This window comes from Haemophilus sp. SZY H8, assembly GCF_018829755.1.
Lineage (GTDB): Bacteria > Pseudomonadota > Gammaproteobacteria > Enterobacterales > Pasteurellaceae > Haemophilus > Haemophilus haemolyticus_K.
On record NZ_JAHKJY010000003.1, the window covers coordinates 81,921 to 96,844 of the forward strand.

Annotated in this window: 13 protein-coding genes, 2 tRNA genes and 1 pseudogene; 8 read left to right on the plus strand and 8 right to left on the minus strand. The window is 39.5% G+C overall.

The window, feature by feature from the left end; genetic code table 11:
• Nucleotides 1-21: 21 nt before the first annotated feature.
• The 4 genes and pseudogenes from KKW16_RS05730 to KKW16_RS05745 form a co-directional block, all read right to left on the minus strand.
• Nucleotides 22-759, minus strand: coding sequence for an ABC transporter ATP-binding protein (locus KKW16_RS05730; protein ID WP_215768048.1), 738 nt, complete (start codon nt 757-759; stop codon nt 22-24).
• Nucleotides 759-1,736: a FecCD family ABC transporter permease gene (locus tag KKW16_RS05735; RefSeq protein ID WP_215768049.1), complete on the minus strand. Its 978-nt coding sequence runs from the start codon at nt 1,734-1,736 to the stop codon at nt 759-761. The genes KKW16_RS05730 and KKW16_RS05735 overlap by 1 nt, the downstream gene beginning before the upstream one ends.
• A gap of 27 nt (nt 1,737-1,763) precedes the next feature.
• Complete coding sequence (locus KKW16_RS05740; RefSeq protein ID WP_140523978.1) at nt 1,764-2,549, minus strand: substrate-binding domain-containing protein; 786 nt, start codon at nt 2,547-2,549, stop codon at nt 1,764-1,766.
• A 73-nt stretch (nt 2,550-2,622) separates the two neighbouring features.
• Nucleotides 2,623-4,568 (minus strand): annotated as a pseudogene (locus KKW16_RS05745) (TonB-dependent receptor plug domain-containing protein).
• Nucleotides 4,569-4,768: 200 nt separating this feature from the next.
• On the opposite strand from KKW16_RS05745, the gene glyQ reads away from it, so the two are divergent.
• From glyQ to KKW16_RS05785, 8 genes are all read left to right on the plus strand, one after another.
• On the plus strand, nt 4,769-5,677 hold the full coding sequence (glyQ, locus tag KKW16_RS05750) for a glycine--tRNA ligase subunit alpha (protein WP_005628151.1): 909 nt from the start codon (nt 4,769-4,771) through the stop codon (nt 5,675-5,677).
• Between the two features lie 58 nt (nt 5,678-5,735).
• Nucleotides 5,736-5,996, plus strand: a complete 261-nt coding sequence (locus tag KKW16_RS05755; protein WP_215768050.1) for a hypothetical protein — start codon at nt 5,736-5,738, stop codon at nt 5,994-5,996.
• Between the two features lies 1 nt (nt 5,997).
• Entirely contained in the window at nt 5,998-6,378 is a 381-nt protein-coding gene (locus tag KKW16_RS05760) for a hypothetical protein (protein ID WP_215768051.1), read from the plus strand.
• Entirely contained in the window at nt 6,378-6,824 is a 447-nt protein-coding gene (locus KKW16_RS05765) for a hypothetical protein (RefSeq protein WP_111696019.1), read from the plus strand. The genes KKW16_RS05760 and KKW16_RS05765 overlap by 1 nt, the downstream gene beginning before the upstream one ends.
• A gap of 9 nt (nt 6,825-6,833) precedes the next feature.
• Entirely contained in the window at nt 6,834-8,099 is a 1,266-nt protein-coding gene (locus KKW16_RS05770) for a histidine-type phosphatase (RefSeq protein WP_215768052.1), read from the plus strand.
• Between the two features lie 104 nt (nt 8,100-8,203).
• Nucleotides 8,204-8,902 carry a hypothetical protein gene (locus KKW16_RS05775; protein WP_215768053.1) on the plus strand — a complete coding sequence of 233 codons (699 nt, stop codon included), beginning with the start codon at nt 8,204-8,206 and terminating at the stop codon, nt 8,900-8,902.
• 83 nt (nt 8,903-8,985) lie between these two features.
• Nucleotides 8,986-11,052, plus strand: coding sequence for a glycine--tRNA ligase subunit beta (glyS, locus tag KKW16_RS05780; RefSeq protein ID WP_215768054.1), 2,067 nt, complete (start codon nt 8,986-8,988; stop codon nt 11,050-11,052).
• Nucleotides 11,053-11,138: 86 nt separating this feature from the next.
• A tRNA-Ile gene (locus tag KKW16_RS05785) sits at nt 11,139-11,215 on the plus strand.
• Between the two features lie 370 nt (nt 11,216-11,585).
• On the opposite strand, the gene KKW16_RS05790 is transcribed toward KKW16_RS05785, so the two are convergent.
• The 4 genes from KKW16_RS05790 to KKW16_RS05805 all read right to left on the minus strand — a co-directional run bounded on the left by KKW16_RS05790 (nt 11,586) and on the right by KKW16_RS05805 (nt 14,917).
• Nucleotides 11,586-12,227 carry an integrase arm-type DNA-binding domain-containing protein gene (locus KKW16_RS05790; RefSeq protein ID WP_226385916.1) on the minus strand — a complete coding sequence of 214 codons (642 nt, stop codon included), beginning with the start codon at nt 12,225-12,227 and terminating at the stop codon, nt 11,586-11,588.
• A gap of 174 nt (nt 12,228-12,401) precedes the next feature.
• A tRNA-Leu gene (locus KKW16_RS05795) sits at nt 12,402-12,487 on the minus strand.
• A 24-nt stretch (nt 12,488-12,511) separates the two neighbouring features.
• Entirely contained in the window at nt 12,512-12,853 is a 342-nt protein-coding gene (gene secG / locus KKW16_RS05800; RefSeq protein ID WP_005676206.1) for a preprotein translocase subunit SecG, read from the minus strand.
• 108 nt (nt 12,854-12,961) lie between these two features.
• On the minus strand, nt 12,962-14,917 hold the full coding sequence (locus KKW16_RS05805; RefSeq protein WP_140523963.1) for a DNA topoisomerase III: 1,956 nt from the start codon (nt 14,915-14,917) through the stop codon (nt 12,962-12,964).
• Nucleotides 14,918-14,924 lie beyond the last annotated feature (7 nt).

Genomic DNA, 14,924 nt, shown 5'->3' on the forward strand with positions numbered 1-14,924 from the left:
CTGCAAAATGAGAAATTGGAATTAGGTTTCCAATTTCTCTATCCCATAAATCTCTCTTCTTTCTACATCAAATTTCACGCTTATATCAAAGGTTTGTGCAAGATTCGCTGAATTTAGCACCGCTTGTGTGCTGCCAGTCGCAATGATTTTGCCTTTGTCGAGCAAGATCACTTCATCACAGTATTTATATGCAAGGGATAAATGATGGATCGCTACAACGCAAGTATGCTGTGGTGTCAGCGATTTTAATTGTTCCATCATGTCTATTTGGTAATAGGGATCGAGTGGCGCGATAGGTTCATCAGCAATCAATAGCGGGGCATTTTTGATACAACAACGAGCGAGTTGCACTCGTGCTTTTTCTCCGCCTGATAGTTTCTGAAAGGATTTATTAAGCAAATGTTCTATCGAAAATTTTTGTGAAATCTCCGTGATTTTTGACCGCTCTTTTGCCGATGATAATGGTGAATTTAAGCCAAGAGCAATGACATCATAAACCGATAAATCCCAATGGATATTGGTATCTTGCGCCAGATAAGCGAGTTGCAGGCTTTTTTCAGCTGTACTCATTTTGCTTAACGGGCTGTTTCCAAAATAAATTTCACCTTTTGTAATAGGTAAAATTCCTGCAATTGTTTTGAGCAAAGTTGATTTGCCCGCACCATTTGCGCCCATAATGCCGATAAGTTTTCCTTTAGGAAGTGCGCAGCTGATGTTGTTTAAGCCATAAGGCTGAGAAAGGTTTTCGATTCTAATCATTATCTTGCCAACTTGCGTTGCTCCGTAATTAAAATCCAAATTAAGCAAGGTGCGCCAATGATTGCGATGAGTGTGCCAATATAAATATGTGAGAAGATTGGAATATATTGCACGCAAAGATCCGCAATAAGTAGCAATAATGCGCCAAGTAATGCACTAGTGATGTAAAGTTGTGAAGGGCGTTTTTTTAGCAATAGGCGAGCAAAGTGTGGTGCGATTAAGCCAATAAAACCGATAGTGCCTGTTTGCGGAATCGTTGCACCCACTAATAATGCCACGCCAAAGGTCGTGATGAAAAAGCTACGTTTAGGATTTACGCCCATTGTGCTCGCGGTTTCTTCACCGAAGGTGAGCAAGTCAATATAGCGGCGTTCACGATATAAACAGAACAATCCCAATAATACGATTGGAAGTGAAATGAGTAGCGTATCAAGTTTTGCCCACACAAGAGAGCCTTGTAGCCAGCGGTAGAGTTCAGCTAACGCCCACGGGCTTTCTGCATTCGAAAGTAGCAATGCAATAGCAGCAGAGAGCAACATATTGACGGCTAAACCACTTAAAATCATCGCTGTTGTGCCATGATTTTTGGCGATTAAATAAACCAATAAAAAACTAGATAACGCACCAGTCACACCGCCAATTAACAACAGACTTAAGGGTACGGAAAAATAGTAAAGCAAAAAGACACTAGTGGTGGTTGCACCGGCACTACTTCCCAATAAGCCGGGACTCGCCAGTGGATTTTGAAATATCCCTTGCATTGCATTGCCCGCTAAGGCAAGGCTTGCACCAGTTAAAATGGCTAGTCCGAGGCGCGGCAGGCGAATATCAAGCAATACGAGCGAGCGCATATCCGTGAGCACACCATCGGCATTTTTGAGATGAGCAAAATCGCCGAGCTGATGATAAATTGCAAACCCGCTAATAAACAGCAATGCTAAGAAAAGTGCGGTATTTAATTTTAGTGTTTTGGTCAATGAACAATTTCCTATGTAATCCAAATATCATTTTAACTGTTGATAAATCTTCTCCGCCCCTTGCCACACGCCGTGATCAAAGCAATAAGTATATTTCATTGGAATACGAAAGTGCGGTCGATTTTTAAAAAGATTTTGCAAAAGCGGATGTTTAAGCAATTCCGCTTGTTCGTTATAACTTTGCTGGTCGCTGATTTCAATCAATACGTTTGGCTCTGCTCGTAACACTTTTTCAAGAGAAAAATTTTGTGCCGTAAGCGGTGTTTTTAGCGGGGTTAAGCCTAATAAATTAAGTAAAGTGGGATACTGTGGCGTATAAGTTTCTACAATGCCTGTATCTGAAAGTATTAATGTGTCAGTGAGTGATAGATTGAGGCGAGAATCTTGTAATTTAAGTTTTTCAACCAAAGATTCTGCCTGCATTTCGTTACCTGTGAGTTTACCCAAGTGCAATATTAGCCCAAATAATTCTTCTGCCGTTTGTGGCGTGTCATTAATTGGCTCAATTTTTGCCCCAAGTTTTTTCAAATCTGCCACAAGTTGTGGATAAAAGGTTTCATTGATAAGAAACGTTTTATCGAGATAGGGCAATAATGCGGTGAGTTGTGGCTCAAGTGTTGGCTTATCCATATTGAGTTTATCCAACATCATCAAGGGATTTTTAGAATAAGGAGATTGTGCGGCAATTTGCTCTGGACGCGCAATTTCCGATAAAAGACGATCACTACAAAGCGTAAGCGAGACAAATTGCTCCGACGCATGCGAAGTCAAGGGCAAGAAAAGTGCGGTTAAAATTAAACGAGTTTTTTGCATATAGATAATAATACGCTACGCCATCAAGAATGTAAAAAGGCGTGCTTAGCACGCCCTTATATGTGGATAATAATTAGAACGATCCTTTCAACCCAACGTAAACGTTGCGACCGTCTTGGCCGTAGCCAAGTACGTTTTCGTATTTTTTGTTGAATACGTTGTTTAAGTTCGCATAAATCGTCAAGTTATCTACCACTTTGTAGTTCAAGCCTAAGTTTGCCAAGGTGTAAGATGGCAATTTCACTTTATGTGCACTGTTAGTTTTTGAATAGTAGATATCCATGCGTTTGCCTGTGTAAGATACATTTACATCTGTACCTAATTTTTCAGTGATTTGGTATGCTAAGCCAGCGTTGGCTGTGTGCATTGGGCGACGTAAGTAGTTTGCTCCATATTGCTTATCACTGTGAATATTGGTGTAAGTGTAGTTTGCATAAGCTGTTAATGTATCGGTGAATTTGCCGTTATAAACGATTTCAACGCCTTTAATACGTGTTTTATCATCGCGATTGTAAGCTTGATTAACTACGCCATATTTAGTATCAATATAGTCTTTTACGTTACGAGCAAAGTAAGTGACATCTAAGCTATGAGCTTTATTCGTCGTTTCCATCAATAAACCGATTTCACCACCGATGCTTTTCGCTGGTTTAAGAGCCGGATTGCCGATGTTTTTGCTATTCCAACCAAAATAATCGGTAAGACTTGGATTTTGAATTGCCGAACCAATTCCCGCGTGCGTTTTGAAGTTCGAAGATAAACGATACGCACCTGCTACACGTCCTGTCCATGCATTTTTGTATTGCGAATTGTCTGTGAAACGACCACTCAACGATAAGCTATGATCAGATTCAGTGAATAAACGATATTCTGCCGCAACACTTTTCTCCGTTAAGCGTTTTTCTACACCATTATAATTTTTTGAAGTAAAGCTAGTACGCTGGTAATCTGTTAATAAACTTACCGCTTGAGTCACGCTACCTTCACGGTCAAAATTTACATCAAGTTGATAATTGGCATTCAGTTTTTTCCAATCTTTATTGGTTGCATTTAAACCAAAAGTATCACTATCTCCCTTCAAGTGGCTCACGCTAGCTTTATGTTTAAATAGTTCCTCATCACTCCCTAGGTATCCTCCTAATTTAAACAAGGTTTCACGAGTACGAATATAAGTAGGCGTTAAATTTTCAAATGCAGTGTAGCCTTGGGTATCCTGTCCTGAAATAATGCCATCGTTATGAAACGTTTGTGAGGAATGAGATGCTAAGAAATCAATCCCTTTTTGGTTATCATCATAACCAAAACGAATTGAGGCACTATCGCGATGGAATTTATCTTTTTCAACAGCACCACCAGTACGAATTTCATCACCTTGAGTTGAGGTATAACGGAAAGTGTTTTTGCTTGCAACAGAAATGCCGTTTGTGCGGTGACTATCGCCATGAAGAGCATAGTAGAAATTGTTTTGTTGCCCTGAAGCGGTGATTGAGCCATCACGGGTGCGATGCGAACCAGTACCGAAATCAAAATCTACATTGAAAGGTTTATCTTTATATAGTCCACTTTTAGTTGTGATATAAACCACACCACCCATTGCATCAGCACCCCAAAGTGCTGATTGTTCGCCGCGTAAAACTTCAATGCGTTCGATGTTACTTAGGGATAAACCTCCAAAGCTAAAATTGGTGTCTGCAGGATTCATTTTCACACCATCAATAATAATTGCTGTTTGGTTTGAATTTGCACCACGTAAGAATAAACTAGTTACAGCACCACGCCCCCATTAGCTCCCATCGCCACACCTGGCACAGTCTTCAACACATCACTCACATAAGTCGCATTACGTTCTGCAAAATCTTTTTCTGTTAATACGGTGACTGATGATGCAGTTTGATCTTGGTTTACAGGCGTTGCGTAAGCTGAATACACATTGATCGGTTCAAGCTCGGTTTTGGTTTCAGCTTGTACAAAAGCTGACGCACTCAATAAAAGTGCGGTAGTAATTAAGTTAGTTTTCATCATGTTGGTTCCTCTTTTAAAAAAAAGTGCGCTATTTTGGCATAATAGAAATTCATTTCCTAGTTGAGAATTTTCATTTCCTTTACAAATTCTGTTCATTTTGTAAAAAAATTCGTTTTTTAACCGCACTTTTTCGCCTTTATCCGCCTTACGCTTTCAAGTATAATGCGAGCATTTTTAATCACATTAGATCAACGATTATGAGCACAAAATTTAACGTAAAAACATTCCAAGGTATGATTTTAGCCCTGCAAGAATATTGGGCAAACCAAGGCTGCACCATTGTGCAACCTTTTGATATGGAAGTGGGCGCAGGTACTTCTCACCCAATGACCGCATTGCGCGCATTAGGCCCAGAGCCAATGGCATTTGCTTATGTGCAACCTTCACGTCGCCCGACCGATGGTCGTTATGGCGAAAACCCAAACCGTTTACAGCATTACTACCAATTCCAAGTGGTGATTAAACCGTCTCCAGATAATATTCAAGAACTTTATTTAGGCTCGCTTGAAATGCTCGGTTTCGACCCGACCAAAAACGATATTCGTTTCGTAGAAGATAACTGGGAAAACCCAACCTTGGGTGCATGGGGCTTGGGCTGGGAAGTATGGCTAAACGGTATGGAAGTGACCCAATTTACCTATTTCCAACAAGTGGGCGGCTTAGAATGTAAACCAGTAACTGGCGAAGTAACTTACGGTTTAGAGCGTTTAGCCATGTACATTCAAGGCGTAGATTCTGTGTATGACTTAGTTTGGTCTGATGGCCCGCTTGGCAAAACCACTTATGGCGATGTTTTCCATCAAAATGAAGTTGAACAATCAACCTATAACTTTGAACACGCAAACACAGATTTCTTATTCTACTGCTTTGATCAATATGAAAAGGAAGCACAAGAGTTATTAGCCTTAGAAAAACCGTTACCATTGCCGGCTTACGAGCGTATTTTGAAAGCGGCACACAGCTTTAACTTGTTAGATGCACGTAAAGCAATTTCGGTCACCGAACGTCAACGCTATATTTTACGCATTCGTGCCTTAACTAAAGGCGTGGCGGAAGCCTATTATGCAAGCCGTGAGGCCTTAGGTTTCCCTGGTTGTAAAAAATAACGCTTAAGGATAATTCAAAAAAGTGCGGTGAAATTTGACCGCACTTTAGGAGAGCAAAATGAGTAAACCCATTCTTTATTATGCGGCAGATTGCCCTGATACTGCGCCATTTGTCGCGGAGTTGGATCGCTTAGGCGTGGATTACGATGAAGTAGAAATTATGACTTCATTACCTAATCTCAAACAATTCATTCGTTTACGCGATAGTAATGCAGAATTTGATAACTCGAAAGCAAATGGCTATTTAGGTATTCCTGCGTTGTTATTACTAAATGGCGATGTTGTTTTAGATGAATCCAAATTAAAAGAGATTTTCTAAAGTGATAAAAAAAACGTTAGCTTTTGCAACTTCAGCGATGATTTTGACCGCTTGTAGCAATGCGCAACCACAAGCTGAAATGCCAACTGTGGGCGGTAAAACAGATGTTCACGGTTGCTTACCAAGTGCGGGACAGTCTTATTCTTATTTGAAAAAAGCCTGTGTACAAGTGTTTGATGTGGCGGATATTAAGCTAGACGATCCTGCGAATAAAACCCAAGCGGTTTATGGCATTCTTTCGGAAGATAAGCAACAGGTTGAAGTGTTTGCTTCTGATTTGCCAGAAAATACGGTTTTAGATGTGGTAAAAGGCGGATATGTCTCCAAAGATGGCAAAGTGCGTTTAATGAAAACCAAGAAAAGTTGGAAAATTCGTAAGTAATGAAGAAAGTCAGTTTTTTGCAATTTTTATTTAGAATTGGTGATGACTATTTAATGTTTTTGCGAAATTTAACACCCGCTGTGTTGTTTTTATCACTCGCGTTATTTATGTATTCTGAGCTGAATTGGACACATTGGGCGTGGAGTAATGTGCTAGTGCTGTTTTTAAGTTTGGCTTCAGGATTTATTGCACTCAGCGTCATGGCAATAAATACTGTCGCTTTTGTACGCGAGATGCTGAAAACCTTAAGAACACTAAGCGGAGAGAGCGAACTTGATGAAAATATTGGTACGCTCGCATTATTTAAAATGCTCTGGGTGGAGAGCAACAGTAAACAACTAATCTTTTTTGCGGTAGTCAATATTGTTGCAGTATTTATGGTGTTAGCTTACGGCACCAAATATGCCTTGAATTTTTATAGCTCAATTTCAACATTAAATGATTAGGTCTCGAATATGAAAAAAATAACCCTAAAATTCACCGCACTTTTGCTCGGCTCAGCTTTAGCAAGTAGTGTATTTGCAACAGAAAATGGCTCAAATTCCTCAGTTTCTGATTATGAATTAGAAAAAGTATTGATTTTCAGCCGACACGGATTGCGTTCACCAGTGGAAAAAGATCCGCAAGAAATGGCGAAATATTCCCCTTATGAATGGGCAAAATGGAATGTACCATCTGGCTATCTCACTGCAAAAGGGACGGTGCTAGAAACCTATTTCGGACAATATTTAGGTCAGTGGCTTTCGGATAAAGGGTTATTAACAACTGAACGTTGTGCATCGGGTGAAGGCATTTTCGCTTATGCGAATGGTGTGCAACGCACCATTGCAACAGGTCAGGCGATTGTTTCTGGTGCATTTGCGGGCTGTAATGTTCAATTGCAACATCACGGTAAAATTGGTTCAGAAAAAGATCCGATTTTTAATACACAAGCGCATAATCCAAGTAAAGCCTTGATTGAATCTGCAAAAAATAACGTTGATTTAACCGCTTTACAGCAAAAATTAGCTCCAAATTATGCGCTATTGAGTGAAATCATCGATTATAAAAATTCACCAAACTGCTTACAAAAAGGCGAGTGTGATTTAGGTGGAAAAGTCGGTGAATACAGTATTAAAGACGGCAAGTCAGTCAAAATTACTGGCTCTATCAGCAAAGGAAAGAAAATTGTCAGTGCATTATTGCTTGCGCATTATGTGGGTAAGCCTGCTTCAGAAATTGCAAACGGCCGCGTGGATAGCCAAGAAAAATGGCGTGCAATTAACGAAATTAAAAACGAATATTACCGAACATTATTTAAAAACAACGAAGCGTTGGCACAAAATGCCTCATATCCGTTGTTAGCATTTATTCAGCAACAGCTAAATAGTGAAAACAAAATTAACTTATTGGTTGGACACGATTCTAATATCGTCGCTCTGCTTGCGGCACTGGGTGTTGAACCTTATGAATTGAATGATTCATTAGAAAATATTCCAATCGGCGGCAAGTTACTATTTGAAGTGTGGAAACACAAACCAAGTGGTAAACTCAAATTTAAGTTGGATTATGTTTATCAAAGCACTGAACAGCTGATTAATATCACGCCATTAAGTTTAGCGACACCACCAAACCAAACAGCATTAACCCTCAAAGGCTGTGAAAAAGATGAAAATGGCTTTTGTGATTACGAGCGTTTTCAACAGGTGTTAAGTGAGGGTATTAAGAACGGTAAAAACTAGTTGATTATCAGAAAAAAGATGCATTACTAGATACAGAATTAAATTCACTTGGTTTTACAACTGTGCAATTTAGATGAAGTAATATGTGAAAGAGAACATAAAAAATGCAGAATGATAATTTAGACGAAAATAATACAGATAAACTAATTTCGCTTACTAACTCTGTGTTAGGAGAATTTCCTGGTGGCTCTATTGTTAGCGGAATTATCAATAACTTAGTGCCAAATCAACGCCAAGATAGAATAGTTAAGTATCTTAGAGAATTAGAGAAAAGAGTATCTAAATTAGAATGTTTAATAAATTCAGATGCTAAAAAATTATCTGAATACATAGCACTATTTGAAGATGGTCTGTTTTACGCTTTTAGAGCAGTTAGCGAAAAACGTCTTGAGCATATTGCTTCTGTTGTAGCAAATGGATTAAATACAGAAGAAATCCAGATATCTCAATATGTCTATTTACTTAATTTATTGTCAGAGTTAAATGATGAGGAGATTATTTGGTTAAGGTTTTATTTACATCCAACACTCGATGGTGATGAAGAATTTAGAAGTAAGCATCAAAGTGTCTTAAATTTAGCTAGAAATTATATTGGAGCTCCAGAGGAGCAAATAGATAAATCTGCTATTCAAAATAGCTATAAAGATCATTTAGAAAGATTAGGTTTAATAAAAACTAAACTCGACATAGATAGAAATACGAATATGCCTATCTATGATAAATTATCAGGAAAGCCTAGAGGCTCTAAATTTATAACTCATTTAGGAAAAATGTTACTTAACGAGATTGGTTTTTCTGAATAACTGTAATTCGTAGTGTGTTTGTAAATACATTACAAAATTTAAAATTAATGGTGAAATTAAGCACACCTTACAAGAGAAACAAAATGACAACCCAAAACTTCCTAGTAGAAATCGGCACGGAAGAGCTGCCACCAAAAGCTCTCAAAACATTAGCGACCTCTTTTGCGGATAACGTTGAGGCGGAATTAAACCAAGCGGGTTTAACCTTCGATAAAATCGAATGGTTTGCGGCGCCACGTCGTTTGGCGGTGAAAGTGTTGAACTTAGCCACACAGCAACCGAGCAAAGAAATCGAAAAACGTGGGCCGGCAGTATCTGCAGCTTTTGATCCGGAAGGTAAACCAACTAAAGCGGCAGAAGGCTGGGCGCGTGGTTGTGGCATTACCGTTGAGCAAGCAGAGCGTATTGCGACTGATAAAGGAGAATGGCTCGTTCACCGTGCGAAAATTGAAGGTCAACCGACTAAAACCTTGCTTAACGGCATCGTGGCAAATGCGTTGGCAAAATTGCCAATTCCAAAACCAATGCGTTGGGCTGATAAAACCGTGCAATTTATCCGTCCGGTTCACACCGTGACTATGTTGTTAGGTGATGAGTTAATTGAAGGCGAAATTTTAGGTGTGGCAAGTGCGCGCACTATTCGCGGTCACCGTTTCTTAGGCGAGAAAGAATTTGAAATTCAACATGCCGACCAATATCCACAATTATTGCGTGAAAAAGGTTCTGTAGTAGCAGATTTCAACGAACGTAAAGCGGAAATTTTGGCAAAATCGCAAGCAAAAGCAACCGCACTTGGCGGCGTGGCTGACATTGAAGAAAGCTTGCTTGAAGAAGTGACTTCATTGGTGGAATATCCAAACGTATTAGCGGCTAAATTTGAAGAACGTTTCTTAGCCGTGCCTGCGGAAGCGTTGGTTTACACCATGAAAGGCGACCAAAAATATTTCCCGATTTATGATAAAGACGGCAAATTATTACCGCACTTTATTTTCGTATCGAACATCAACCCGGAAGATCCAACCGCGATTATCGAAGGAAATGAAAAAGTGGTTCGTCCACGTTTAACTGATGCGGAATTCTTCTTCAAAACTGACTTAAAACAAAAACTGGTTGATCGTTTACCGCGCTTAGAAACCGTGTTATTCCAACAACAACTGGGTACATTGAAAGACAAAACAGATCGTATTGAGCAACTTGCCGGCGAAATTGCAAAACAAATCGGTGCAGATGAAGCGAAAGCAAAACGTGCAGGTTTGCTATCAAAATGTGACTTAATGACCAACATGGTATTCGAATTCACCGATACGCAAGGTGTAATGGGTATGCATTACGCTCGTCATGACGGTGAAGATGAAGAAGTGGCAGTGGCGTTGAACGAACAATATATGCCACGCTTTGCCGGCGATGAATTACCAAAATCACTCGTTGCAAGTGCGGTCGCTTTAGCGGATAAATTTGACACTTTAACAGGGATCTTCGGCATCGGCCAAGCACCAAAAGGTAGCGCAGACCCATTTGCATTGCGTCGTGCGGCATTAGGTGCGTTACGTATTATCGTAGAGAAAAATTTACCACTAGATTTAGAAGATTTAGTGAAAAAATCAGCTGCACTTTTCGGTGATAAACTCACGAATCAAAACGTGGTTACCGATGTGGTGGATTTCATGCTCGGTCGTTTCCGTGCATGGTATCAAGATGAAGGTATTGCGGTGGATGTGATTCAAGCGGTATTAGCGCGTCGTCCAACTCGCCCTGCTGATTTTGATGCGCGCGTGCGTGCGGTTTCACACTTCCGTACTTTAGACTCAGCAGAAGCGTTAGCAGCAGCAAACAAACGTGTAAGCAACATCTTAGCCAAAGCGGATGCTGCAATTGGCGAGATCAATTTGACCGCTTGCGTAGAGCCTGCAGAAAAAGCCCTTGCTGAAGCGGTACTTACATTACGCACTGAAGTACAACCACTTATCGCACAAGGCGATTACACGGCGGTATTAGATAAATTAGCGAACTTACGCGCTCCAGTAGATAGCTTCTTTGATAACGTGATGGTAAATGCTGAAGACCCAGCACTACGCCAAAACCGCTTAGCGATTTTAAACACGTTACAAGGCTTGTTCTTACAAGTGGCTGATATTTCCGTGCTTCAATAATGATAAAAAGGGATGATTGATTTTTCATCAATCATCCCTTCTTTTATAGACTTCAAGTGATTATTTCTCTATAATCACCGCACTTTCCCCCCTTAGCTCAGTCGGTTAGAGCAGGCGACTCATAATCGCTTGGTCACTGGTTCAAGTCCGGTAGGGGGGACCAACTCAAATTTTCTCGTCTTATTTATTCTTTCATCTTCATTCAATAAGACCTTATAAATACTCACCTTACCAAGTTTTTATCTTTTACACTCTGGCGTTCCCCTGTTAACTTCTACGTTTACAACCATATTTTTAAGTTATATGCTTAGTTATTCTTATACTTTTAGCTCAATATTTTTGCTCACCGTGAGACTTATAGATTTAGGAATTTTAGGCATTTTTGTAACTAGGAAATTTAAACAATGATGAGATTATAAGGCTTGGTTAAAAAATAGTTATAAAATATATGGTTATAAATACTTGAAGCAGTTGAATTACACTTGTAAAAACTGTGATCAAGCTTTGTAAAAAACGGAAAAAAATACGATTAGTTATCGCTGGATTTGTTTAGTCAAATGATGCCCTCTATAATGTCTTTTTAGTGCATGATCCATAATTGCACCGACAAGCTGGTTGCATTTTTTGAGCGTGTTACTTCTATCTGCTATTTTTTCATAAATGCTAACTAACTCTTTAACTTTTATTTCTGATACATGCTTATCGCCAATATAAGGGAATATATGATTTTTCAATCGTTCCCAATTCTTTTCTCGTGTTTCTGGATTTTTAGCTTTTTCTTTGTAGATACCATTAAAGTAACTTTCTGCAACAGAATGGAAAGTATCTTTTAAACGGTTTTCATATTCTTGTTGGATGCGTATTTTTTCTTCTTGTGGATCGATACCTTTCGCAAGTAACGCACGATATTCTTCACGTTTAGCACGGGCATCTGCTAACGATAATTCTGGATAACCGCCTAAGGCCATTTTTGTTCTTTTCCCGGTGAGCGGTCTAGCGTAGTTAAATCGCCAGCTTTTAGAACCACTAGGTAAGATTAGCAGCAATAAGCCCTCACCATCAGATAGGGTATATTCTTTCTCTTTTGGTTTAGCATTTTTGATTTCAGTCGGAGATAAAGGTTTTACTATTTCGGAGATAAAGGTTTTACTATTCTGGCCATCTTGTAATTTCACTGATAAGGTTTTAGTAACCATTATAAGTTTTGGTTACTATTTTGGTTACTAAAATTTGTGATTAAAGACAATTAGAAACGATTAGATATGATGGGTGGAAGTGCCATAAACCCTTGTGAAACCTGGATAAAACAAAACCCCGCGATTAGTTTCGCGGGGCTTTGTTTAGTCAAATGGTGCTCTGGGCGAGACTTGAACTCGCACGACCTGTGGTCACTACCCCCTCAAGATAGCGTGTCTACCAATTCCACCACCAGAGCGCTAATTTTTATGCTAATCCTATTTTATTGTGGGATGTCGCTATTTTTATTTTCTTTTGCTGGAGCTGCTTGTTGTTGCTGAACTTGCTCTGCAGCTTGTGATAAATCGTCAAAAGCACCTTTTTGAATATTGCCTTTATGTGAATTCATGTTACCTAAAACAAGAGCAATAACAAAAAATGCGGTTGCTAAAATTGCACTGGTACGTGTTAAAAAGTTACCTGCACCAGCAGAGCCAAACATTGTACCTGATGCGCCACCACCAAAAGATGCGCCAGCGTTCGCTCCTTTACCTTGTTGAACGAGAATAAACCCGATCAAGGCAATCGCGACAACAACATAAATAAATAAAAGAACTTGATACATTTTTTCTCTCTAATTTGCAATTTTGCAAGAAAACTGGTCGTGAATGTTATAGAAAATTCAATTTTCTCGCAAGTGCTTTGCATAAAAAAAATATTAATTGGTTTAACTTTAATCAGTTTGACCGTTTGATTTACTCGATTTTTTTACCGCACTTTTAGGTTTCACTCTATCGGATTTAATCATTTTAATGCGGCTTAATTGTCTTAATGCATTAAGATCTACAAAATGGACTAGATCTGGCAACATTTGATTCAAGTTATGCATAAATTGCTGATAGGTTGCTTGTTTTTGACTAATGTCTGTGAGTTGCGATTCCCAATGGGCGGTCATATCTGGTTGGGTAGCAATATCTGGTAATGCCTGAATTAAAATTCTTCCAGTTTCAGTGCTATGAATATTTCGCCCTTTTTTCGTTAAAAAACCGCGTTTAAAAAGTAATTCAATGATGCCAGCGCGAGTAGCCTCTGTACCCAATCCATCTGTTTCTCGTAGGATTTTTTTGAGATCTTTATCCTGTACAAATCGAGCAATCCCCGTCATTGCTGAAAGCAAGGTTGCATCTGTGAAAGGCTTTGGCGGCTGAGTTTTTTTGCTTATGACTTCTCCGCGTTCACAATGCAAAATTTGTCCTTTCTTTACTATTGGTAATAAGGGTTCTTGATTTTCTGTGTCGTCTTCTTTGCCTAATAATTCTTTCCACCCAGCCGTTTGTAAATTTCGCGCTTGAGCTATAAAAGTACCGCCGGCAATATTCAGCGTAATTTTACTTTTACGATATTCTGCGTCAGGACAAAATTGCATTAAATATTGGCGAGCGATAAGGCTGTAAATATTACGTTCTTCTTGTGTTAGATTTACAGGACGATTTTTAGCCGTTGGAATGATTGCATGGTGAGCTTCTACTTTTTTATCATTCCAACAGCGATTTCGCTGTTCAGTTGAAATGACATTTGGTAAGACTTGATAAGCTTCACAATGGGTTGAAATTGCATTTAGTACATTGTGTCGTTCGGCAAAATGTTCTTCGGGCAAATAGCGGCAATCAGAACGAGGATAAGTGATTAAACGATGAGTTTCATATAGGCGTTGGCACGTATCTAATACGGCTTGAGCGGACATACCGAATCGTTTTGCTGCATCAATTTGTAACGCAGAAAGGGAATAAGGCAAGGGGGCCGTTTCTTTTTCACGAACGTCTTTGTATTCGGTTACTTCCGCAGGTTGATTTGTAATACGTTTTACAACGTTTTCTGCTAATCCTTTAGAGAGCACCCTGCCGTCATCATCTTGGTAATCTTCACAAGCTTTGCTGGGTTGCCATAAGGCACTGAAAAGTGCGGTTGATTTCTCCTGAGTTTTTTCTTCTTTACTCTCTGGATTAACCCAAGCTAGTACTTCAAAAAAGTCTTTGGGTTGGAAATGTTCAATTTCCAAATCTCGACGTACAATTAAACCCAGCACAGGGGTTTGTACTCGACCAACAGAAAGCACGCCATCATAGCCAGTTTGTCTGCCACGAATGGTATAGGCTCTGGTCATATTAATGCCATAAAGCCAATCAGCGCGGGCTCGTGCGAGTGCAGATGTGGCAAGAGGAATAAAGTTACGGTTGGGTTGTAATTTTTTTACTGCTTTTTCTACCGCACTTGGATTTAGGTCGCTAATCAAGCAGCGTAAAATTTTATCGCGTTTTTCGGCAGATAAATTGACATAACTGAATACTTCATCGACAAGTAATTGTCCTTCTCTATCCGGGTCTCCTGCATTTACAAGTGTATCCGCTTGATGGATCAGTTTTTCCACCACAGAAAGCTGTTTTTTTACTTCTTTTCGTGGTAAAAGTTGCCATTTTTCAGGAATGATAGGGAGATGTTCTAAACGCCATTGTTTGAATTTAGGATCATAGGCATCGGGTTCTGCTTGCTCGAGAAGATGCCCTACACACCAAGTTACCACATCATTATCGCCACATTTAATAAAACCATCCCCACGTTGATGGGGTTTGGGGAGCACATCAGCAATAGCGCGAGCTAAGCTTGGTTTTTCGGCGATAAATAAACGCATAATAGTA

Excerpts from the sequence above, each read along its gene's own strand:
- KKW16_RS05730 (WP_215768048.1), bottom strand. The coding sequence starts at position 759 with ATGATTAGAATCGAAAACCTTTCTCAGCCTTATGGCTTAAACAACATC.
- KKW16_RS05740 (WP_140523978.1), bottom strand. The coding sequence starts at position 2,549 with ATGCAAAAAACTCGTTTAATTTTAACCGCACTTTTCTTGCCCTTGACT.
- glyQ (WP_005628151.1), top strand. The coding sequence starts at position 4,769 with ATGAGCACAAAATTTAACGTAAAAACATTCCAAGGTATGATTTTAGCC.
- KKW16_RS05755 (WP_215768050.1), top strand. The coding sequence starts at position 5,736 with ATGAGTAAACCCATTCTTTATTATGCGGCAGATTGCCCTGATACTGCG.
- KKW16_RS05765 (WP_111696019.1), top strand. The coding sequence starts at position 6,378 with ATGAAGAAAGTCAGTTTTTTGCAATTTTTATTTAGAATTGGTGATGAC.
- KKW16_RS05770 (WP_215768052.1), top strand. The coding sequence starts at position 6,834 with ATGAAAAAAATAACCCTAAAATTCACCGCACTTTTGCTCGGCTCAGCT.
- KKW16_RS05775 (WP_215768053.1), top strand. The coding sequence starts at position 8,204 with ATGCAGAATGATAATTTAGACGAAAATAATACAGATAAACTAATTTCG.
- glyS (WP_215768054.1), top strand. The coding sequence starts at position 8,986 with ATGACAACCCAAAACTTCCTAGTAGAAATCGGCACGGAAGAGCTGCCA.
- secG (WP_005676206.1), bottom strand. The coding sequence starts at position 12,853 with ATGTATCAAGTTCTTTTATTTATTTATGTTGTTGTCGCGATTGCCTTG.
- KKW16_RS05805 (WP_140523963.1), bottom strand. The coding sequence starts at position 14,917 with ATGCGTTTATTTATCGCCGAAAAACCAAGCTTAGCTCGCGCTATTGCT.